Origin of the sequence: Ruminococcus flavefaciens, from assembly GCF_900143025.1 — a bacterium.
In the GTDB taxonomy this organism is placed as follows: domain Bacteria; phylum Bacillota; class Clostridia; order Oscillospirales; family Ruminococcaceae; genus Ruminococcus; species Ruminococcus flavefaciens_I.
This window is the reverse complement of the sequence record NZ_FRCT01000001.1, coordinates 332,318-351,976: the sequence shown is the minus strand read 5'-3', so window position 1 is coordinate 351,976 and position 19,659 is coordinate 332,318. Positions and strand designations below refer to the sequence as shown.

The window sequence follows — 19,659 nt, the reverse complement described above, 5'->3', positions numbered from 1 at the left end:
AATAAATGAAAAACGCACTTATAACAGGTATCACAGGTCAGGACGGCTCTTACCTTGCAGAGCTCCTTCTCGAAAAGGGCTATAATGTATACGGTATCTGGAGAAGAAAGGCTACCGTTGACTACGGCAACATCGCTCACCTCAAGGACAAGGTCAACCTTATCTACGCAGATATGACAGACCCTGTTTCACTTATATCCGCTATGAAGATATCACAGGCTGACGAGGTCTACAACCTTGCTGCTCAGTCCTTCGTAGCTACAAGCTGGGATACTCCTCTCGGCACTGCTGACATAGACGCTCTCGGCGTTACAAATATGCTGGAGGCTATCCGCATCGTAAAGCCCGAGGCTCGCTTCTATCAGGCTTCTACTTCCGAAATGTTCGGACTTGTACAGGAAACTCCTCAGAAGGAGACAACTCCTTTCTACCCAAGAAGCCCATACGGCGTAGCTAAGCTCTACGGTCACTGGATAACAAAGAACTACCGCGAGAGCTACGGTCTTTTTGCCTGCTCTGGCATACTCTTCAACCACGAGTCTGAACGCCGCGGCATCGAGTTCGTTACACGTAAGATAACAGACGCTGCCGCACGTATCAAGCTGGGCGTACAGGAGTACATGGAGCTCGGAAATATGGACTCAAAGCGTGACTGGGGCCACTCAAAGGACTATGTACGCGCTATGTGGCTCATGCTCCAGCAGGACAAGCCCGATGACTATGTAATCGCTACAAACGAGACAAGAACTGTCCGCGAATTCGTTGAGACTGCATTCAAGCACGTTGGCATCGAAGTTGAGTGGAAGGGCACAGGTGTTGACGAAATAGGTATAAACAAGGCAAACGGCAAGACTATCGTAAAGGTAAACAAGAAGTTCTTCCGTCCTGCTGAGGTAGATATCCTTCTCGGCGATCCTTCAAAGGCTGAAAAGGTTCTCGGCTGGAAGCGTGAAATAGACTTCTCACAGCTTGTAGAGCGCATGGTAAAGAACGACCTTGAGCTTGTTCAGAACGAAATAAAGGTCAAGGAAATACTTGGCTAATGCAGATTCGGTTTGCTAATATAAAGGAATCGCTTGAAAAGGAAGAGGGCGGCTATACCGAAAGATCGGTTTTAAGAAAGCTCGAAGCATATGATATGTTCGTAGATTTCGCAAAAGATCCGAAAACTATCGCCGCAAAAATGCTGCCTCATCTTGAAAGGCTCAGGCAGCTTCCGCTCAAAAGAGTTAAAGGCGGCTTCTTCAGCAAATACGGCTATTCCGTTGAACAAGTAGACAGGCTCATAGAGAAGCTTGATGCACAGATAATGACTGCTCTTGAAGGCAAATAATAATTATATTTATTGGCAATTTTTCCTTTTAGCAACATACCGCAAACATAACCACATAAAGTAACAGCTGACCGAAAAGCCGTGTGATATCGGCTTTTGACAGGGGGCTCGGTAAGCTGTAGATATGATAAAGGGAGTACAATATAATATGGAACTTGATATTTTAAGAGACCAGAAGGGCGGCTATAATAAGCAGTCCTTCATTGAAAAACTTGACGCTTACAACATTCTTATAACCGCAATGCAGAACGGTTTGCCGCAGGATAAGGCAAAGGCTGAACTGGAGCTTATCCACCAGCAGCCGCTTTTCAAGGAAAAGGGCGGATTTTTCGGCAAGATCGGTTTCTCGATAGAGGACACCGACGCCTACATTGCAGACCTGGAAAAGGGGATCGCAAAAGCATTCAAATAAAAACAGACGACGCCTTCTGAAAGGAGCGTTTTTATGGGAAATGAGATCTATTTCAAAACCGCATTGGGCGGTTACAATAAGGATGACGTTCTTGCAAAAATCGACGCTTACACCTGTCTTATCACAGCTATAGACAGTGCTATTATGTCAGATGCAGCCATAAACGCAGAGCTTCTGAAAATAAGACATATGCCAATGAAAAAGGCAAAGTGCCTTTTCCTGCCTGCATCGGGATTTTCCATACGCGATGTGGACGAATACATCAGAGAGCTTGAAAAAGAGATCGCAAACAAGGTAATGCTGTAATTAAAAGCTATGCTGTTTCTTATCTGTTTATCAGGCTTTGGAGAATGGCTCAGTGAAGCTGTGGAGGACTATGGCTTGATAGCACTTGCTGCTATACCGAGCTTAGTGCTCATTGGTTTTCTTTTGAGATGTTACATAAAGCTGCTAATAAATGATCCGAAGGGCGCACTTTCCGCACTTTTTCTCGTGCTGGGAGTTATCGCAGCACTGACCATACCTGCATTTTTCATTGATCCCAAAATATGGGGAGATATAGTCATGCTCGCCATTATCAGCATACCTGTGGTATATTTCGCGGTAAAACAGCCCAAAAGAATGGTGAAGATAGTACTGCTGACCATTAGCTGCGCAGCACTTCTTACAGCCATAGGCTTTATTTTCAGCCCTGCTATAGCTATTGCCGCAGCTTTCAACGGATTTATGCTGGCAATGACGATTTCATCGTTTTTCAGCCTGAAAAAATGCATAAAACTGGAAAAAGAGGGCTTGCGCACCGAGGGCAGGTTCCTGCGGTGGCAGATATACGGCAGGAATTCTCAGGCTATATTCGGCTATACCACCGAGGACGGAGTGTACCATGAGGAATCTGTCTGCGATTTTGCAGCGGCTTCACGCAAAATGAAAAAACAGCCTTTGACTCTTCTCTATGACAGGGAGGACACAAGCACTGTCTATGTACAGAAATATTCTCTTATAGGCTGTATCTCTTATTTCTGCATATTCCTCGCTTTATTGGCAGGAATGCTTATTTTTACGATATATCTGCTTATATTGAGCAGATAAACAGGAGCTATTATGAATATCACCTTCGATGCTGTACCGATATGCAGCGATAAAATAACGGGAATAGGCTGGTGCGAGGTGGGACAGACCCGGACTCTTGCAAAGCTCCACCCCGAAAACCGATACGAATACAGTGTCTTTACAAGCGGCGACAAGGAACGCGAAAAGCGCGTAAGAGACTTCGGCGGAAAGCAGATAAAGCTCAATACTACAAGCTTTTCGGGCTATCTTTACCGTCTGCTTACTACGTTCTTCCCTATCCCCTATTCTTTCTTTTTTGGCAGAAGATCAGATATAACTCACTTTTTCAACTACATCGTGCCTCCGTTTGTACACGGAAAAAAGGTGGTCACGGTACATGATATGGTCTACAAGGCTTTCCCCGAAACAGTCCGCGGACGTACCCGCTTCATGCTTGTCTCGGGACTGAAACGCTCATTGAAACGTGCAGACCTTATCGTTACGGATTCCGAATTCTCAAAAGCTGAGATAATCAAATATTTTCCTCAGCACGAACATAAAATAAGGGTAGTTCCCTGCGGTGTTGACCTTGAAAGGTTTCACCCCTGCGAGACTCCCGAACGCATACCCGAGGTGAAGAAGTCACTGGAGATAGAGGGAGATTATTTCCTCTATTTAGGCACTATCGAGCCCCGAAAGAACCTTGAAAGGCTCATTTCCGCCTACGCCGCCTTTGCGAAGAAGGTAGGCGAAAAAGCTCCCAAACTGGTGCTTGCAGGCGGCAAGGGCTGGCTCAATGACGGCATATACAGCCGCGTAGAGAGACTGGGTATGACAGAGAATATAATCTTCACAAAATACGTCCCCTCAGAGGACATGAATCCGCTGATGTGCGGCGCACTTGCATTCGTTTTCCCGTCTATCTACGAGGGATTTGGTATGCCTCCCCTTGAAGCGATGGCTTGCGGTGTACCCGTGCTTGCTTCGGGAGAAGCTTCTCTCCCCGAGGTCACAGGCGACTGCGCCGTAATATGCGACGCTTATTCGGTAAAAAGCATCGCACAGGGACTTTACAGGCTCTACAGCGATGAAAAGCTAAGAAAAGAGCTAAGCGAAAAAGGTCTCGAAAGAGCAAAAGGCTTCACATGGGAGCGTTCGGCTGAAATGCTTATGGAAGTCTACAGGGAGCTTGTAAAATGAGTAAAAAACTGCGAATTCTTGAAGTCAATAAAGCTTATTTTCCCCATACAGGCGGTATCGAGACCCTTATCAGGCAGTATTCCGAGGAGCTTACAAAGCTTGACGATGTAAGCCTGAAGGCTCTTGTCTGTCGTGACGGAAGGGGCAAGGCCATCAGGGAGAAAATGAACGGTGTAGAGCTGCTGAGAGCAGGAAGCCTCGGCACTTACTTTTCATGTCCCCTGTCCATTTCATTTATAAAGCATTTCAGAAGAATGGCTGCAAAAGCCGATGTTGTGCATATCCACGTACCATTCCCCCTTGCAGATGCAGCACTTCTGCTGTCGGGCTTCAAGGGCAAGGTGGTCGTATCATGGCACAGCGACATAGTAAAGCAGAAAAAGCTGATGTTTTTCTACAAGCCCTTCATGCGCTACCTGCTGAAAAGAGCAGATGTCATTCTGACCGCTACAGAGGGACACGTTAAACATTCCCTTTATCTCAATAAATACAGCCATAAATGCAAGGTTCTGCCCTACGGCATAACTCCCGAGGACTACCTCGCTGTACCGCGCCGCAGCATACTCACGGAAAAAGCCACTGACAAGAGCTGTGTAAAGGTGTTTTTCACGGGAAGGCTTGTCTATTATAAGGGCGTAGACGTATTGCTCAAAGCCTTCACAAAGGTAAAGGACTGCGAGCTTTTCATAGCAGGTACAGGAGAGCTTGGCGACCAGCTCAGAAACTTCGTAAGCTCACATAATATGGAGCAGAAAGTCCATTTCCTCGGATTTCTCCCCGACGAAGAACTCCGACAGGCTTATGCGGACTGCGATATCTTCGTACTGCCGTCGGTTGCTCCAAGCGAGGCATTCGGCATAGTACAGCTTGAAGCTATGGTCTACGGCAAGCCCGTAATAAATACCGCTCTTAAATCAGGAGTCCCCTACGTCAGCATAAACGGACAGACAGGACTGACAGTTCCCCCGTCATCGCCAAAGTCTCTGGCACAGGCAATAAATACCCTTGCCGAGGATAGAGAGCTCCGCGAAAAATACGGCAGAGCTGCCGCAGAGCGCGTAAAGAACGAATTCAACGAAAAAGCAATAATCGGAAGATTGTACGATATTCTTAAAGGATAGTACCAAAGACGAAAAAAATAAGGAGGCGGACTTATGAAAGCACTTATAATAGGTGCGGCAGGCTTTGTGGGAGGATATCTCATAAGAGAGCTTAAAGCCGCAGGCTGGGAAGTACACGCGACCTGTCTGCCAAATGAAGAAATAAAAGAGGAATGTTTCACATACCCTCTTGATATACTGAAAAAAGAAGATATATCGCCGCTCCTTGACGATATCAAGCCCGATGTGGTGTATCATCTTGCCGCTCAGAGCTCCGTATCCGTTTCGTGGAAACGTCCTCAGCTCACAGCTGAGATAAACGTAGTCGGCTCGATAAATGTACTTGAAGCCGTCCGCGATGCCGAAAGAAAGGATATGAGACTTGTTCTCATCGGCTCAGGCGAGGAATACGGCTATATACGCGAGGGAGCCTGTCCCCTTTCGGAGTCAGAGCCCCTTAACCCGGGAAATATCTACGCCGCTACAAAGGCTTGTCAGGATATGCTTGGCAAGATATACGCCCGTGCGTACAAAATGGATATCATACTTGTCCGCGCCTTCAACCACTCAGGTCCTGCACAGAGCAATATCTTCGTTATCTCGGATTTCTGCCGTCAGATAGCAGAGATAGAAAAGGGCATGAAAGAGCCTGTCATAAGTGTTGGAAATCTCTCTGCAAAGCGCGATTTCACAGATGTCCGCGATGTTGTAAGAGCTTACAGGCTTTTAGGCGAAAAGGGCGTGAGCGGAAGCGTTTACAACGTAGGCAGAGGAAAGGCTGTTGAGATACAGTATATCTTGGATACCGCCCTTTCCTACGCAAACCAGCCTATAGAGGTAAAACGTGACCCTGCACGTATGAGAGCTTCGGATATACCGCTTATAGAACCCGATGTTTCGCACATTCATGCAGATACAGGCTGGTGCGCCGAAATAACTATGGAGCAGACTATAAAGGATACTCTTGACTACTGGAGAAAAAAGCTCATGTCCTATGGTACTTCTATCGGAACAGAACCATAAAAGCAAAAGAGCCTAAGATAAGGAGTGAACAAATTGTCTGATATGAAGCTTACTAACGAGAAAATGCGTACCTTTTCGGGCCACGAGAAGATAGGTACCTTCAAGGCAGGCGAAAAGCTTACGGAATTCGGCGATAAACAGAACGCCGCCAACGAGCTCCTCGCCCTGAATATCAACGACCTGATAAAAAGAGTATGCGCACTTGAGGATAAGCAGATACAGAATGAAGATATAATGCGTAAAATAGCCAACGAGCTTGCTGCCTTCAAGAAGGAGCTCGACCGCGTAAGGCTCACCGAAAAGCTCAACTCGGGTGCTATAGAACGCCTTGACAGAGCCGTAAAACTTGCTGAGGGCGACGGAAAGTAAACTGCTGTTTTTTATATATTATCATTCCCAATGATTATGCAAAATTTTTCGTCAAACTCTTGACAATATATCGGTTTTGTTATATTATATAATAGTGTGGACAGGATGTGCCCCTCAGCTTGAAAAAGTCCGCAGGACGTATATCTTTACCCATCAAGACTCAATCAACGGAGATTTGTGTAATTGCAGTCTCCGTTTTATTATTTTATCAACATACGGAAAGAAGGTGTTATCATGGCAGAAGAGCTAATGGAACAGCTGGATAACCATACCGCGTTTACCATACCAATTTTCGGCGGTATCCCCGTTCCCGATTCATGTGTGGTAACTTGGATAATCATAGCAGTACTGGTTCTGCTGTCTATAATATTCACAAGGAAGCTGAAAAAGGTGCCTACAGGCTCACAGTGTTTGGTAGAAGCCTTCATGGACTTTCTCGACAACTTCTTTACGAATATTCTCGGAGAAAAGGGAAAAAAATATGTCCCCATACTTGAGACATTCATAATCTACATAGGCTTCTCGAATATAATCGGTGTATTCGGCTTCGTACCGCCTACAAAGGACATAAACGTGACGGCTGCCCTTGCGGGAATGGCTATCATACTGGTACAGGCTTCCTTCATCATAGAAAAGGGACCGCTGAAATGGCTGAAAAGCTTCCTTAACCCCATTAACCTGCTTGACCTTGTGACAAGACCGCTTTCGCTTTGTATGCGACTTTTCGGTAACGTCCTCGGTGCATTCGTAGTTATGGAGCTCATAAAGCATTGTGTACCCGGCGGTGTGCCTGTTATCGCAAGCGGCTATTTTGACCTTTTCGACGGACTGCTTCAGGCATACGTATTTGCATTCCTTACCTCGCTTTACATGGCTGAGGCATTAGAGGAAGAAGAAAAATGATAACAACTTCACGGAGGTAAATAAATATGGGAATAATCGCATTAGGCGCAGCTGTTGCCGTTCTTACAGGTGCAGGCGCAGGTATCGGAATAGGTCTGGCGACTGCTAAAGCTACAGAGTCTATCGCTCGTCAGCCCGAGGCTAAGGGCGATATCAGAACAGCTCTCCTGCTGGGCTGTGCTCTCGCAGAAGCTACCGCTATCTACGGCTTCGTTATCGCACTTCTTATAATCCTTTCACTTGGAAGCAAGTAAGCAGTTAATTATTGGAGGTATATTAAAATGGGAATAATCGCATTAGGTGCAGCTGTTGCCGTTCTTACAGGCGCAGGTGCGGGTATTGGTATAGGATTGGCAACCGCTAAAGCTACAGAGTCTATCGCTCGTCAGCCCGAAGCTAAGGGCGATATCAGAACAGCTCTCCTGCTGGGCTGTGCTCTCGCAGAGGCTACCGCTATCTACGGCTTCGTTATCGCACTCCTTATAATCCTTTCACTTGGCAGCAAATAAGCCTAAGAAAAATCACATAAGGAGGGCAAATAATGCTTAAATTTGAATTCTGGAGCATCTTCTGGGCTGTTTTCAATACAGTGCTGCTGTTCGTTCTGCTCAGGATATTCCTTTTCAAACCTATAAACAAAATGAAGGCTGAGCGCACACGCACCATACAGGATAATCTGGACTCCGCTCAGAAGGCTAAGGAAGAAGCTGAGGAGCTCCGCAAACAGTATGAGGACTCTATCAGTGATGCCAAGGAACAGGCTAACCAGATAATCATGAAGGCGCACGAGAACGCTGAAGCCGAACGCTCGGCTATAATAAAGAAATCTCAGGAAGAAGCAGACAAGATCGTTGCTGACGCAGACAAGGCTATCGAGAACGAGAGAAAGCGCGTTCTCCGTCAGGCACAGTCCGAGATCGCCGATCTTGCCATAGAAGCTGCTTCAAAGATCATCGGAGAAAATGTTGACGACGAAAAGAACCGCCGTCTTGTAGATAAGTTCCTTTCCGAAGAGGAGGGCAAAGAATGAAAGACACAGACAGAGAGTTCCTGAAAGAGCTTGTCCGTCTTGATGTTTCTCAGACTGACTGCTCTGCTGTAAGAAAGGTATTGGAGACCTGTCCCGATGTTGCGGATACGCTCTCAAATCCACTGGTCACATACGACGAAAAGCGCGGCATAGTAAACAAGCTCTTCCCCGAATCTATGCATAAATTCATGCTTAACGTCATACACGGCGGAGCTATAGAGCGCATCGGCGAGATACTTGATGAATATGACGAGCTGCTCCTTGACAAGCAGGGCAGCATAAAGGCTGTAGTCCGCTATGTTACGCCCCTTACCGAGGCTCAGCAGGCAGACCTCCGCAAGTTCATCATGGACAAATTCGTAAAAGAGGACGTTGATATAGAGTATAAGCACGACCCCGACATCATCGGCGGCTTCATACTAAATGCAGGCGACCTTGAATACGACAAGAGCTACCGTACAAGCCTCAGACTTATGAAGGATACCCTCCAGACTAAGGCTACAGAGTATGTAGAAGGCAATACAGGCGTAAAGACCGACTCCAAGAGCGATATCATCTCCGTCCTCAAGACAGAGGTGCGCGACTTTGACGTAAAGTCAGGAGCTACCGAAACAGGCTTCATAACCCGTTTAGGTGACGGTATCGCAAGAGTTTACGGCATGAATTCCGTTATGTACGGCGAGCTTGTTGAATTTGAAACAGGCATAAGAGGTATCGTACAGAACCTTGAAGAAAAAACTGTGGGAGTAGTTCTCCTCGGTGACGACCACGGTCTCACAGAGGGCTCTTCCGTTATCAGAACAGGCAAAAGAGCAGGTATCGGCGTAAGCGACGAGCTTCTCGGACGAGTAGTCGACGCCCTCGGCGCACCTATAGACGGTCTCGGACAGATAAAGGCTGACGATTACTTCCCTATCGAGCGCGAAGCTCCCGGTGTTATCGAGCGTAAGCCTGTAAATGTACCTCTCCAGACAGGTATACTTGCTATCGACTCAATGTTCCCTATCGGACGCGGACAGCGTGAGCTTATCATCGGCGACCGCCAGACAGGTAAGACCTCCATTGCTGTTGATACTATAATAAACCAGAAGAGTCAGGACGTTATCTGTATCTATGTTGCCATAGGTCAGAAGTCCTCGACTGTTGCACAGATAGTAAATACCCTTAAAAAGTACGATGCTATGAGCTATACTGTCGTTATGTCGGCATCAGCCAGCGACCCTGCTCCTTTCCAGTATATAGCTCCGTATTCGGGTACTGCTATCGCTGAATACTTCATGTCAAAGGGCAAGGACGTACTCATCGTATACGATGACCTTTCAAAGCACGCCGTTGCCTACAGAGCCATGTCACTTCTGCTCCACCGTCCACCGGGACGTGAAGCATATCCGGGTGATGTATTCTATCTCCATTCGAGACTTCTCGAACGTTCAAGCCGTCTTGATGACGAGCACGGCGGCGGTTCACTTACCGCACTTCCTATAATCGAGACTCTCGCAGGCGATATCTCGGCTTATATCCCTACAAATGTCATCTCTATCACAGACGGTCAGATATTCCTCGAAAGCGAGCTTTTCAACTCAGGTCTCCGTCCTGCGGTAAACTACGGACTTTCCGTATCCCGTGTCGGCGGCGCAGCTCAGACAAAGGCCATGAAGAAGGCTTCGGGAAATCTCCGTATCGACCTTGCTCAGTTCAAGGAAATGGAGATATTCACACAGTTCTCATCAGAGCTTGACCAGTCCACAACAGAGCTTCTCGACCACGGTCATATGCTTACGGAGCTCCTCAAACAGCCTCTTTACAATCCACTGCCCCACTATGAGCAGGTAATACTCCTCTATGCGGCACAGCACGGATTTTTCAAGGGTATCCCCCTGAAGGAGCTGAGAGAGTACCGCACAGACCTTATGAACTACATCAGAAGCTACGGTCAGGATATAATCACAGAGATAGAAGAGAATAAGGTACTCACAGACGACCTTGCAGAGCGTATCGAAAGAATACTCACAGCTTTTGAAGAATAAGGCGGTGACGTAATATGCCTAATATGAGAGAGATCCGCGAAAGGATCGCCAGTATACAGCAGATATTGAAGATCACCAATGCTATGTACCTCATGTCGTCATCAAAGCTGAAAAAGGCAAGGAAGTCGCTTGAGTGTACAGAGCCTTACTTCTATAAGCTCCAGTCAACTATCGAAAGCGTTCTGGAGCATACTCCCCACACCCGTCAGCTGTACTTCGACAGACGTTCGGATATCCCCGAGGATAAGCGTAAAAAGGGATATATCGTCATCACAGGCGATAAGGGACTCTGCGGAAGCTATAACCATAACATACTCAAATACACCGAGCAGAAGCTGAAGGAAGCCGCTGATATCGACAACTGCTACCTCTTTGTAATGGGACAGGTAGGCAGAATGCACTTCCAGCGTCGTATAGGCAGTGACAAAAAGGCTTTTGTAGACGGTGAATTCCTCTATACCACGCAAAATCCGACTCTTTACAGAGCGCAGGAGGTAGCCGAGCTGGTGCTGGACAAATTTGAAAAGCGCGAGCTTGACGAGGTCTACCTTATCTATACCGATATGATAAACTCAAACGTTCAGGAGCCAAGAACTCTCAGACTGCTCCCCTTTGAGCGAAAGCATTTCGGCAAGGCGGCAGACGGTACGATGAAAAAGCTGCCGAAAGCTTCTTTCATGCCTTCACCTGAAGAAGTTATGAACTACCTCATACCTCAGTATGCAAAGGGCATCATATACGGTGCTATGGTCGAAGCCTTCTGCTGCGAGCAGCAGTCGCGCATGACCGCTATGGACGCTGCAACTACAAGTGCAAAGGACATGATAAAGGACCTTTCACTGCTCTACAACCGCGCAAGACAGGCGGCTATCACTCAGGAGATAACCGAGGTCTGCGGCGGCGCACAGTCTCTCGTCGAATGACCGCAGAGACGCCTGATATGCGTCCGCATACAAGACCATTGGTTCAATGTAGGGAACGCCGCCCTCGGCGTTCCGCATAATTCATGTAAAAATATGTAGGGGAGCCCGCCCTCGGGCTCCCGTTGTACAGTACAATGTTATGTATGTTCCGGGAGGGCGAGGGCGCCCTCCCCTACAAAAATGTTATACCCCAAATTCTCTTAAACAAAGGAGAAAGCAATGGAAAAAGGCAGAATAACACAGGTCATCGGACCTGTTATAGATGTTGAATTCGGCGCTGGAAAGCTCCCTATGATAAGGGACGCTCTCACAGTCGAGGTCGACGGAAAAAAGCGCGTTATGGAAGTTGCTCAGCATATGGGCAACCACATAGTCCGCTGTATAATGCTTGCGTCCAGTGAAGGACTCAGCAAAAACATGGAAGTAACTCCCACAGGCTCGTGTATCAAAGTGCCTGTAGGCGAGAATACTCTCGGACGTATGTTCAACGTACTCGGTGAACCTATCGACAAGAAGGGCGACGTTGAGACCGAGGAAAAATGGGAGATACACCGCAAGGCTCCCACATTCCAGGATCAGAGCCCTGTTGTTGAGGTACTTGAAACAGGCATCAAGGTCATAGACCTTATCGCACCTTACGCAAAGGGCGGTAAGATAGGTCTTTTCGGCGGTGCAGGCGTTGGCAAGACCGTTCTTATACAGGAGCTTATCAGAAATATCGCCACCGAGCACGGCGGCTACTCTATATTCACAGGTGTCGGAGAGCGTTCCCGTGAGGGCAACGACCTCTGGAACGAAATGCAGGAGTCTGGAGTTATCTCCAAGACCGCCCTTGTATTCGGTCAGATGAACGAACCCCCCGGATCACGTATGCGTGTGGCTCAGACAGGTCTTACTATGGCTGAGTATTTCCGTGACCGCGAGCACAAGGACGTTCTTCTCTTTATCGACAATATCTTCCGTTACGTACAGGCTGGTTCTGAGGTCTCGGCTCTGTTGGGACGTATGCCCTCTGCCGTTGGCTATCAGCCTACACTTGCAACAGAAGTCGGCGAATTGCAAGAGCGTATCACCTCCACGAAAAACGGCTCTATCACCTCGGTACAGGCAGTTTACGTCCCTGCGGACGACCTTACTGACCCTGCACCTGCCGTTACCTTCGCGCACCTTGACGCTACTACCGTACTTTCGCGTAAGATAGTTGAGCAGGGTATTTATCCTGCTGTTGACCCACTGGAGTCAAATTCACGTATCCTCGAACCCGAAATAGTCGGCGAGGAGCATTATCTGGTCGCAAGACGCACACAGGAGCTTCTCCAGAAGTACAAGGAATTGCAGGATATCATCGCTATCCTCGGTATGGAGGAGCTTGACGAGGACGACAAGCTTGCCGTATACCGCGCAAGAAAGATACAGAAGTTCCTTTCACAGCCATTTAACGTAGCTGAAAACTTCACAGGTCTCAAGGGCAAATATGTACCTCTTAAAGACACTATCGAAGGCTTCAAGGCTATCATTGACGGCGATATGGACAAGTACCCTGAGGCTGCATTCCTTATGGCAGGAACGATAGACGATGTTATAATGAAAGCCCGTCAGATGGACGAGGAATAAAGGAGGCGGCTTTATATGGCTAAAACCTTTCACCTTGAAATAATAGCTACTGACAGGGTCTTCTTCAGCGGAGAGGTAGAGCATCTGGTTATAACTGCTATAGACGGACTTCTCGGTATCATGGCAGGACATGAGCCCCTTGTAACCTGTCTCCCCACAGGAGAGCTGAAATATCTGATCAACGGCGAATGGAAATACGCTGCCATATCAGAGGGATTTATACAGGTAATGCCTGATTCTTCAATAATTCTCGCTGACACCTGTGAGCTCCCCGAGGAAATTGACATCAAACGTGCTCAGGAAGCAAAGGAACGTGCTGAGGAGCTCCTCAGACAGAAGCAGAGCATAAAGGAATATTACGAGACTCAGGCAGCTCTCAACCGCGCTATGAACCGTCTGAAAATATCTCAGAAGCACTTTAAATAACAGCTTTACGCTGCTCAGAAAGAATAAAAAAGCACTCCCTCGGGAGTGCTTTTTTTCATATGAAACGCGCCCTATATTGTAGGGGACGGTGACTCCCTGTAGTACAGGGAGATGTCCGAAGGACAGAGGGTCGCGGCTCTTGTTGGGAGTCCTCGACAGCCCACCGAGAACATTGCAAGTATAAATGACATTTGTAGGGGACGGCATCCTCGACGTCCCACAAGCCTCTCCCGCAATATACACAAAACGCCACTTGATTTTTTATGCAAAACATAGAACTCAAAAATTATTTTTTCAATAATCAATGTTTTTCCATTGAATAACCCAATTTTTCTGCCCCTTTATAGAAGGGGATTATATATGAAACGCCTCCTAACGGGAACTGCGTCCCTCTGTCAGCTTTGCCGATATCTACCTATATTATGTAGGGGACGCCGTCCTCGGCATCCCGCAAGCCACGAAACAGCTAAAAATACCTAACTCTCAACTTAAACAAAAAGACCGCCCCGAAGGACGGTCCTTAAAATTCAATTACTTGCTGCTTTTAGCTTTCTTATCCTGCTTACTCTTCCACCATGACCATGTTACAGGAGCAACAAAGAGTGATGAGAATGTACCTGAGATAAGACCCATCATAAGCGGAACAGAGAAGCTGAGGAGCGAATCATAGCCTGTTACAAGAACTACTATAGTGATTATTGCCATAGTACCGATAGTTGTAACAGATGTTCTGATAGAACGTGTAAGCGACTGTGTGCAGCTTACATTGATAAGCTCGTTAAGAGAAGCCTTAGGCATAAGATGACGGTTTTCTCTTATTCTGTCGTAGATAACGATAGTGTTGTTTATCGAATATCCGAGGATAGTGAGTATAACGGCAACGATGTTTGAGTCGACGCTGAAGCCGCATACTATAGTAGTTGTGAAAGCTACGAGAACATCGAGGCAGAGAGCAAATATTGAGCACACACCTGCTGACCAGCCGCCGATATTCTTGAAACGGATAGCGATATAGATGATAACGATGAAAGCTGCAAAAAGCACAGCTATGAAGCACTTGAGCAGGAACTCACGTCCCGATGAAGGGCTTACGTCGTTTGAATCGTATATCTCAAGAGAATTAACAGCAAATTTTTCTTTAAGAGCATTTGTCAATTCAGTCTGTCTGTCAGCAGTAAGACCCTGATCGGAAGTAAATGAGATAGTGAGCTGCTTTCCGCCCGAGTCAAGATTCTCACCTGTTCTTACATTAACTGATGAACCAACGATATCCTTTACGGTACTTCCTACATCGTTGGTATTGATATCACCCTGATATGTGTAGGTGATAAGAGTACCGCCCTTGAATTCGATAGCAAGATGTATTCCTCTGATTATCGCACCTGCGATGAATACAACGAGAACTGCGACAACAACGCCGAGGATAAGCTTTTTCTTGGAACAGAAATTATATACCTTTGAAGGTGTGGTTACGGTCTCCTGCTGAGTATTTTTCTTGCTCATTTCTCGTCACCTCCGTAAAGCTTTCTGTTTCTGAAGCACTTGAACTTGGAGAGTGAAGTTACCATGAGTCTTGATGCGAATACACCGAAAATAAAGTTGCAGATAACACCTGCAAGAAGTGTAAATCCGAATGAGTAAACAACACCCTCAGCAGTAGCTCCGAATGCGAAGAATATAGTCTTGTTGAGGATATTCGAGAAGAAACTGTCAGGAACGCCGAAAGCTCCCATAAGGATAACTGCGATGATAACGTTTGTGATGTTACCGTCGAGGATAGCGGAGAATGCTCTCTTGTAAGCTATCTTTATAGCAGCATCGAGAGATTTTCCTGTTCTGAGCTCTTCCTTGATACGCTCGCCTGTGATAATATTAGCGTCAACACCCATACCTACTGCAAGTATGATACCTGCGATACCAGGGATAGTAAGTGTAGAGCCGCTCGAGAAACCGAACCAGCCTGTGATAGCTGCGATAGAACCTGCAACCTGTCCGCAGAGAGCGATAACAGCTACAAAGCCCGGAAGTCTGTAAAGGAATATCATGTATACAGCAATTCCGATGAATGCGATAAGAGCTGCAAGCAGGATAGCACCAAGTGAACCCTCACCCATTGTAGGAGAGATAGTTCTGAAGCTCTTTGTCTCCATTTTGAAAGGAAGAGCACCTGAGTTTATCTGGTTTGCAAGTTTTGATGCTGATTCATCATCGAAATTACCTGTGATGACCGCACTGCCGCCTGTAATAACACTGTTTACAGTAGGAGCTGAAATAAGTGTATTATCCATCCAGATAGAGATCGGTGTGGAAGAACCTGCAAGCTCTCTTGTAGCGTCTTCAAATTTTTTCTCGCCTGATTCTTTAAGCTTAAGGCTTACCATCCACTCAGCGGTTTTTCCGCCGTCCTGGCTGTCGTATACGCCCTTTGCAGAAGCGATATCGTCACCATTGAGAACGATCTCACCTGACGGGACCTCGTTACCGTCCTCGTCTTTGGTAGTGTCTGTACCCTTACGGAAAGTAAGCTCAGCCATTTCACCGAGCTCCTTAACGGCTGATTCAGGGTCGAAGTTTGTTTCGCCGACCTTCCATGGGAAACGTACGATGATTCTGTCGCTTTTTTCATCGCTGTAAACTTCATTATCGGTGATACCGAGTGAAGCAAGTCTGGTATTGATGACCGAGTTGGCAGCAGCGAGCTGGCTCTTGTCAGCGTCATAATCGTCTGCCGGACCGAAGGTAACGTCAACACCGCCCTTGATATCAATACCAAGACGGATATCGTCAACGCCCTTGATGTAGGTCGTTCTGTTATCGCCGAATAATTTGTCTATACCAAATACCGACGTAACAGCAAACAAAGCGATAAAAGCAACGACAATGAAGAAAGTTGATTTGCCTGTCTTTTTCACAGTCATGCCTCCTAAAAATAAGCCCTTTCACGTCGTTCTGCGTGCCCACAGAAACGGCATCGGACTTTTATTTCCTGTCTCATTGACAATTACAATTATTGTACTATATTTTTATCAAAAAGTCAAGTGTATTGCCTGAAAAACTTTCCATTTCAAGAATATGCACAATTAAAACTGTATAATTTCGGAGCTATTGACTAAACGAGCCCTTAGCTCTTAGCCATTAGCCTGTATGGTGCGATACTGAGACAAATTTCTTCGTGCCCCACGGGACGCCGAGGGAGGCGTCCCCTACAGCTGGTCATTCGAGCATAACCGCTTCCTAACGGCTAAGGGCTAAAGGCTAAGGGCTAATCATATTGACTTTAAGAGCATAATATTGTATAATAAGAAGCAGAAAAATCCAACGGAAGGAGCGGTAATGTGGCAAAGCTCAAATTTACTGAAATAAACGGCGAAGTATGTATAAAATGCAGATTTACAGGAAACGAAATGCTCAATGAACCCGAGTACAGATACTTCATCGACAACCGCATAAAAGGCTGGCTCGTTCCGTTTTCAGATGGCGCAGACAGACTTGAATTCACTGGTGCCAAGGGTATCCCGCTTATCAATAAAATAAGAAGCGGCATCGACAAGCAGGAGTATTTCCTTATAGTCAAGAACCTTCTCGACATTATCAAAGTCGCAGAGACCTGCGGCTTCAACATGACAAATATAGTCCTCGCCCCCGATTTTATCACCATTGATACTGACAACTTCGATATATGGCTCTTTTATCTGCCTCTGTGGTACAATGAGAGCTGCAACGACGGCATCGTAAACTGCCTGCGCAAGATATCCACCTATGCAAAGTACAAGTCTCAGAGCGATTATCTGGCAGTTGACGGCTTTATGAACTTCGTCTGCCGTGAAAGCGGCTTCACTATATCAGAAGCAAAGGAGTATATCCGCAGAGAAGTGCCGGAGCTCTTTGCCGCTCAGCCTTCAAAGCCTGAGCATACACAGTTCAGCAGACCTGCTTCACGTACTCCCGAGCCTGCGCACACTCAGTTCAGCAGACCTTCTGCTCATATCCCTGAACCTGCAACACGGGTAAATATGGCACAGACCATAATCAATGATATAAACAAAGGCTCTCAGGAGTTCAAGCACACTGCCGCTCCCGAAATTCCCGAGCCCAAGATAATACCTTCGCTTGAAAGCAATAAACGCAGCGGACTTCCCGAGCTCGTAAAATCAGAGCATATCAAGCCCGCCCCGAAGAATTATCCACAGCTGACAAGACGCGCTACAGGCGTTACAATGAAGATCGACAAGCCTGTTTTCAGGATAGGCAAGGAGCGCGACAGAGTTGACTTCTGCATCACGGAAAACAGGACTATAAGCCGCCTCCACGCAACTATATATACTCGAAACGGTTCATGCTACGTAGAGGATAACAATTCAACAAACAGAACATACATCAACGGTACTCCCGTACCTGCCGATACGGAAATAAAAATAAAAAACGGTGATGTTCTTAAGCTTTCCAACGAAGAATTCGATTTTATAGACGGGTAATGTCCGCCGTAAGGGGGAATTATGAAATATATCGCAGCCTGTGATACCGATATCGGCATCACAAAAAAAATAAATCAGGACAGCGTATGCGTCAAAACAGCAAAAACAAGTACAGGTATGGCTGCACTTGTAATGGTATGCGACGGCATGGGCGGTCTCTCACGGGGCGAGCTTGCAAGCGCAGAGGTTGTAAGAAGCTTTGCGGAATGGTTCGATACCGAATTTCCGTTTGAGCTTCCCGACTGGGACTGGCAGACAGCCGCACATAACGTAATAAGCAGACTCCGCCGACTTAACGCTATGCTGGTACATTACGGCTCACACAACAATTTGCAGCTCGGTACTACCGCAACAGGCATAATAGCCGTAAACTCGGAATATATGACCTTCCATGTGGGCGACAGCAGAATATACAAGATATCGGATAAACTCAGCCAGATAACCGACGACCATACCTACGTGAACCGCGCCGTGAAAATGGGAAAAATGACTCCCGAGGAGGCTCTTTCAGACCCGCGAAGAAACGCCCTTGTGCAGTGCATAGGCGTTACAGGCGAGGTAGCTCCCGAAATAAGACTTGGAAATCTCGAAAACGACGTAACATATATGGTATGCTCCGACGGTTTCCGCCATGTGCTTACGGAAAAGGAGATATTCGATGAGCTTTCCGCGAAGAATACTTCCACAAAGAAGAATATGCAGTCGAAGATGCGCCAGCTTATCGAGACCGTGAAAAACAGAGCGGAAAGCGATAACATAACCGTCGCTCTCTTCCGCGCCGAGCTTTGAAAAAGGAGCAGACTCTATGACAACAGGCGAGATACTTGTTATCGCAGCATCTGCTGCGGTATTTGTGATAATAAACATCATCATGTGGACTATGATATCCAAAAAAGAACGAAAGATACGCGAGAGGACTACCCCTCCCCATGATATCAACGAAAAGCTTTCCGACGGCGTAATGGAAGCAGCAGCCGTTGAAGGCTTTAAGCTTATCGAAAATACCGTTATAGTCCACACAAACGAAAGAATAATATCATAGCAGCAACAGGAGATGATACAATGACCTCAACATCTGAATTTGCGCTCAACCGCAGTCAGAAAACGCGTGAATTCGCCCATAATCTTACTCTTCTCAACCGCGTGAACAAAATACGTTCGCTTCTGGTCATATTCTACTTTGCACCTCTGATAGTATACCTTCCTGTGGCTATATTCATGGGATTTATAACCAACGTCACAGCTGCCTCTGTAGATGCGGTCTTTATCGTGCCTATTGTCGGATACTGCGCATGGCAGGCGTGCTACAGATACAGAGATATAATGGCGATACTGGTAATAGCCATACTTACGGCAAATCAGCTTCTCCTGTGGGTAATAAGTCCATATGAAAACAAGCTTTTCCACGATTTCAAGGTGCTGACAAAGTGCTTCTGGTTCCACCTTGTACTATTTATAATAGTGGGCACAGCAGCCTTCATAAACCTGAAAATAAATATGACCTACCATAAGCTTGAAGCCTGCGACGGCTTTCCGCACTTCAACGAGCGTTTCTTCGATCAGGAAATGGACAGGCATCAGAGAGATATAAAGGATCCATACCAGCAGAAGATAGACAGCTTAAAAAGATCAGCAGCAGATGAAATGTCGGATATATCTCTCCCTGAAAGTCCTTGCGGCTTGTCGGACAGCAGCGGAACTATGGACGAAATATGACATATCATGTCAAATTTTCACAGAAAATGCAAGGTTTTTTCTGCAAAACTAAGGCGGC

At 46.7% G+C, this 19,659-nt stretch carries 23 protein-coding genes and 1 pseudogene; 22 read left to right on the top strand and 2 right to left on the bottom strand.

The window, feature by feature from the left end:
• Nucleotides 1-5: 5 nt before the first annotated feature.
• The 18 genes and pseudogenes from gmd to atpC all read left to right on the top strand — a co-directional run bounded on the left by gmd (nucleotide 6) and on the right by atpC (nucleotide 13,410).
• Complete coding sequence (gene gmd, locus BUB28_RS01655) at nucleotides 6-1,043, top strand: GDP-mannose 4,6-dehydratase (protein WP_072948051.1); 1,038 nt, start codon at nucleotides 6-8, stop codon at nucleotides 1,041-1,043.
• Entirely contained in the window at nucleotides 1,043-1,333 is a 291-nt protein-coding gene (locus BUB28_RS01650; protein ID WP_072948049.1) for a hypothetical protein, read from the top strand. The genes gmd and BUB28_RS01650 overlap by 1 nt, the downstream gene beginning before the upstream one ends.
• A gap of 148 nt (nucleotides 1,334-1,481) precedes the next feature.
• A complete protein-coding gene (locus BUB28_RS01645) occupies nucleotides 1,482-1,745 on the top strand; it encodes a hypothetical protein (protein ID WP_072948239.1) in 264 nt (87 codons plus the stop codon).
• A gap of 33 nt (nucleotides 1,746-1,778) precedes the next feature.
• A complete protein-coding gene (locus tag BUB28_RS01640; RefSeq protein WP_072948048.1) occupies nucleotides 1,779-2,051 on the top strand; it encodes a hypothetical protein in 273 nt (90 codons plus the stop codon).
• 9 nt (nucleotides 2,052-2,060) lie between these two features.
• A complete protein-coding gene (locus BUB28_RS01635; RefSeq protein WP_139277493.1) occupies nucleotides 2,061-2,834 on the top strand; it encodes a hypothetical protein in 774 nt (257 codons plus the stop codon).
• A 12-nt stretch (nucleotides 2,835-2,846) separates the two neighbouring features.
• Entirely contained in the window at nucleotides 2,847-3,995 is a 1,149-nt protein-coding gene (locus BUB28_RS01630; protein WP_072948044.1) for a glycosyltransferase family 4 protein, read from the top strand.
• Nucleotides 3,992-5,116: a glycosyltransferase gene (locus tag BUB28_RS01625; protein ID WP_072948043.1), complete on the top strand. Its 1,125-nt coding sequence runs from the start codon at nucleotides 3,992-3,994 to the stop codon at nucleotides 5,114-5,116. The genes BUB28_RS01630 and BUB28_RS01625 overlap by 4 nt, the downstream gene beginning before the upstream one ends.
• Before the next feature lie 33 nt (nucleotides 5,117-5,149).
• Nucleotides 5,150-6,118 carry a GDP-mannose 4,6-dehydratase gene (locus BUB28_RS01620; protein WP_072948041.1) on the top strand — a complete coding sequence of 323 codons (969 nt, stop codon included), beginning with the start codon at nucleotides 5,150-5,152 and terminating at the stop codon, nucleotides 6,116-6,118.
• Between the two features lie 42 nt (nucleotides 6,119-6,160).
• The gene (locus BUB28_RS01615; RefSeq protein ID WP_242939907.1) at nucleotides 6,161-6,487 is read left to right on the top strand and encodes a hypothetical protein; all 327 of its coding nucleotides are present in this window, start codon (nucleotides 6,161-6,163) and stop codon (nucleotides 6,485-6,487) included.
• 234 nt (nucleotides 6,488-6,721) lie between these two features.
• The gene (locus BUB28_RS01610; RefSeq protein WP_072948038.1) at nucleotides 6,722-7,390 is read left to right on the top strand and encodes a F0F1 ATP synthase subunit A; all 669 of its coding nucleotides are present in this window, start codon (nucleotides 6,722-6,724) and stop codon (nucleotides 7,388-7,390) included.
• Nucleotides 7,391-7,416: 26 nt separating this feature from the next.
• Complete coding sequence (atpE, locus tag BUB28_RS01605) at nucleotides 7,417-7,644, top strand: ATP synthase F0 subunit C (protein WP_072948036.1); 228 nt, start codon at nucleotides 7,417-7,419, stop codon at nucleotides 7,642-7,644.
• Nucleotides 7,645-7,671: 27 nt separating this feature from the next.
• The gene (atpE, locus tag BUB28_RS01600) at nucleotides 7,672-7,899 is read left to right on the top strand and encodes an ATP synthase F0 subunit C (RefSeq protein WP_072948036.1); all 228 of its coding nucleotides are present in this window, start codon (nucleotides 7,672-7,674) and stop codon (nucleotides 7,897-7,899) included.
• Nucleotides 7,900-7,931: 32 nt separating this feature from the next.
• The gene (gene atpF, locus BUB28_RS01595) at nucleotides 7,932-8,420 is read left to right on the top strand and encodes a F0F1 ATP synthase subunit B (protein WP_072948034.1); all 489 of its coding nucleotides are present in this window, start codon (nucleotides 7,932-7,934) and stop codon (nucleotides 8,418-8,420) included.
• Nucleotides 8,417-8,896, top strand: a pseudogene (gene atpH / locus BUB28_RS17605) (ATP synthase F1 subunit delta); the annotation flags it as partial. The gene atpF and the pseudogene atpH, both read left to right, overlap by 4 nt.
• A complete protein-coding gene (gene atpA / locus BUB28_RS01590) occupies nucleotides 8,894-10,447 on the top strand; it encodes a F0F1 ATP synthase subunit alpha (RefSeq protein ID WP_431767965.1) in 1,554 nt (517 codons plus the stop codon). The pseudogene atpH and the gene atpA, both read left to right, overlap by 3 nt.
• Before the next feature lie 14 nt (nucleotides 10,448-10,461).
• On the top strand, nucleotides 10,462-11,370 hold the full coding sequence (gene atpG, locus BUB28_RS01585) for an ATP synthase F1 subunit gamma (protein ID WP_072948031.1): 909 nt from the start codon (nucleotides 10,462-10,464) through the stop codon (nucleotides 11,368-11,370).
• Between the two features lie 219 nt (nucleotides 11,371-11,589).
• A complete protein-coding gene (gene atpD, locus BUB28_RS01580) occupies nucleotides 11,590-12,984 on the top strand; it encodes a F0F1 ATP synthase subunit beta (RefSeq protein WP_072948029.1) in 1,395 nt (464 codons plus the stop codon).
• Nucleotides 12,985-12,999: 15 nt separating this feature from the next.
• Nucleotides 13,000-13,410 (top strand): ATP synthase F1 subunit epsilon, encoded by a 411-nt coding sequence (atpC, locus tag BUB28_RS01575; protein WP_072948027.1) that lies wholly within the window; start codon nucleotides 13,000-13,002, stop codon nucleotides 13,408-13,410.
• Nucleotides 13,411-13,941: 531 nt separating this feature from the next.
• Here the strand turns inward: atpC and secF are convergent.
• Together secF and secD are read right to left on the bottom strand one after the other, a co-directional pair.
• Nucleotides 13,942-14,913 (bottom strand): protein translocase subunit SecF, encoded by a 972-nt coding sequence (gene secF, locus BUB28_RS01570; protein ID WP_072948025.1) that lies wholly within the window; start codon nucleotides 14,911-14,913, stop codon nucleotides 13,942-13,944.
• Nucleotides 14,910-16,322: a protein translocase subunit SecD gene (gene secD / locus BUB28_RS01565; RefSeq protein ID WP_072948023.1), complete on the bottom strand. Its 1,413-nt coding sequence runs from the start codon at nucleotides 16,320-16,322 to the stop codon at nucleotides 14,910-14,912. The genes secF and secD overlap by 4 nt, the downstream gene beginning before the upstream one ends.
• A gap of 423 nt (nucleotides 16,323-16,745) precedes the next feature.
• Here secD and BUB28_RS01560 point away from each other — a divergent pair, with 423 nt between their 5' ends.
• The 4 genes from BUB28_RS01560 to BUB28_RS01545 are packed head-to-tail and all read left to right on the top strand — an operon-like array spanning nucleotide 16,746 to nucleotide 19,601.
• Nucleotides 16,746-17,885 carry an FHA domain-containing protein gene (locus BUB28_RS01560; RefSeq protein ID WP_072948021.1) on the top strand — a complete coding sequence of 380 codons (1,140 nt, stop codon included), beginning with the start codon at nucleotides 16,746-16,748 and terminating at the stop codon, nucleotides 17,883-17,885.
• A 21-nt stretch (nucleotides 17,886-17,906) separates the two neighbouring features.
• Nucleotides 17,907-18,674 (top strand): PP2C family protein-serine/threonine phosphatase, encoded by a 768-nt coding sequence (locus tag BUB28_RS01555; RefSeq protein WP_072948019.1) that lies wholly within the window; start codon nucleotides 17,907-17,909, stop codon nucleotides 18,672-18,674.
• A 16-nt stretch (nucleotides 18,675-18,690) separates the two neighbouring features.
• Complete coding sequence (locus BUB28_RS01550) at nucleotides 18,691-18,927, top strand: hypothetical protein (RefSeq protein WP_072948018.1); 237 nt, start codon at nucleotides 18,691-18,693, stop codon at nucleotides 18,925-18,927.
• 20 nt (nucleotides 18,928-18,947) lie between these two features.
• The gene (locus BUB28_RS01545; protein ID WP_072948016.1) at nucleotides 18,948-19,601 is read left to right on the top strand and encodes a hypothetical protein; all 654 of its coding nucleotides are present in this window, start codon (nucleotides 18,948-18,950) and stop codon (nucleotides 19,599-19,601) included.
• Nucleotides 19,602-19,659: the final 58 nt, after the last annotated feature.

Bases quoted from the DNA above. Each gene is read 5' to 3' on its own strand.
- gmd (WP_072948051.1), top strand. From the start codon at position 6: ATGAAAAACGCACTTATAACAGGTATCACAGGTCAGGACGGCTCTTAC.
- BUB28_RS01650 (WP_072948049.1), top strand. From the start codon at position 1,043: ATGCAGATTCGGTTTGCTAATATAAAGGAATCGCTTGAAAAGGAAGAG.
- BUB28_RS01645 (WP_072948239.1), top strand. From the start codon at position 1,482: ATGGAACTTGATATTTTAAGAGACCAGAAGGGCGGCTATAATAAGCAG.
- BUB28_RS01640 (WP_072948048.1), top strand. From the start codon at position 1,779: ATGGGAAATGAGATCTATTTCAAAACCGCATTGGGCGGTTACAATAAG.
- BUB28_RS01635 (WP_139277493.1), top strand. From the start codon at position 2,061: ATGCTGTTTCTTATCTGTTTATCAGGCTTTGGAGAATGGCTCAGTGAA.
- BUB28_RS01630 (WP_072948044.1), top strand. From the start codon at position 2,847: ATGAATATCACCTTCGATGCTGTACCGATATGCAGCGATAAAATAACG.
- BUB28_RS01625 (WP_072948043.1), top strand. From the start codon at position 3,992: ATGAGTAAAAAACTGCGAATTCTTGAAGTCAATAAAGCTTATTTTCCC.
- BUB28_RS01620 (WP_072948041.1), top strand. From the start codon at position 5,150: ATGAAAGCACTTATAATAGGTGCGGCAGGCTTTGTGGGAGGATATCTC.
- BUB28_RS01615 (WP_242939907.1), top strand. From the start codon at position 6,161: ATGAAGCTTACTAACGAGAAAATGCGTACCTTTTCGGGCCACGAGAAG.
- BUB28_RS01610 (WP_072948038.1), top strand. From the start codon at position 6,722: ATGGCAGAAGAGCTAATGGAACAGCTGGATAACCATACCGCGTTTACC.
- atpE (WP_072948036.1), top strand. From the start codon at position 7,417: ATGGGAATAATCGCATTAGGCGCAGCTGTTGCCGTTCTTACAGGTGCA.
- atpE (WP_072948036.1), top strand. From the start codon at position 7,672: ATGGGAATAATCGCATTAGGTGCAGCTGTTGCCGTTCTTACAGGCGCA.
- atpF (WP_072948034.1), top strand. From the start codon at position 7,932: ATGCTTAAATTTGAATTCTGGAGCATCTTCTGGGCTGTTTTCAATACA.
- atpA (WP_431767965.1), top strand. From the start codon at position 8,894: ATGAAGGATACCCTCCAGACTAAGGCTACAGAGTATGTAGAAGGCAAT.
- atpG (WP_072948031.1), top strand. From the start codon at position 10,462: ATGCCTAATATGAGAGAGATCCGCGAAAGGATCGCCAGTATACAGCAG.
- atpD (WP_072948029.1), top strand. From the start codon at position 11,590: ATGGAAAAAGGCAGAATAACACAGGTCATCGGACCTGTTATAGATGTT.
- atpC (WP_072948027.1), top strand. From the start codon at position 13,000: ATGGCTAAAACCTTTCACCTTGAAATAATAGCTACTGACAGGGTCTTC.
- secF (WP_072948025.1), bottom strand. From the start codon at position 14,913: ATGAGCAAGAAAAATACTCAGCAGGAGACCGTAACCACACCTTCAAAG.
- BUB28_RS01555 (WP_072948019.1), top strand. From the start codon at position 17,907: ATGAAATATATCGCAGCCTGTGATACCGATATCGGCATCACAAAAAAA.
- BUB28_RS01550 (WP_072948018.1), top strand. From the start codon at position 18,691: ATGACAACAGGCGAGATACTTGTTATCGCAGCATCTGCTGCGGTATTT.
- BUB28_RS01545 (WP_072948016.1), top strand. From the start codon at position 18,948: ATGACCTCAACATCTGAATTTGCGCTCAACCGCAGTCAGAAAACGCGT.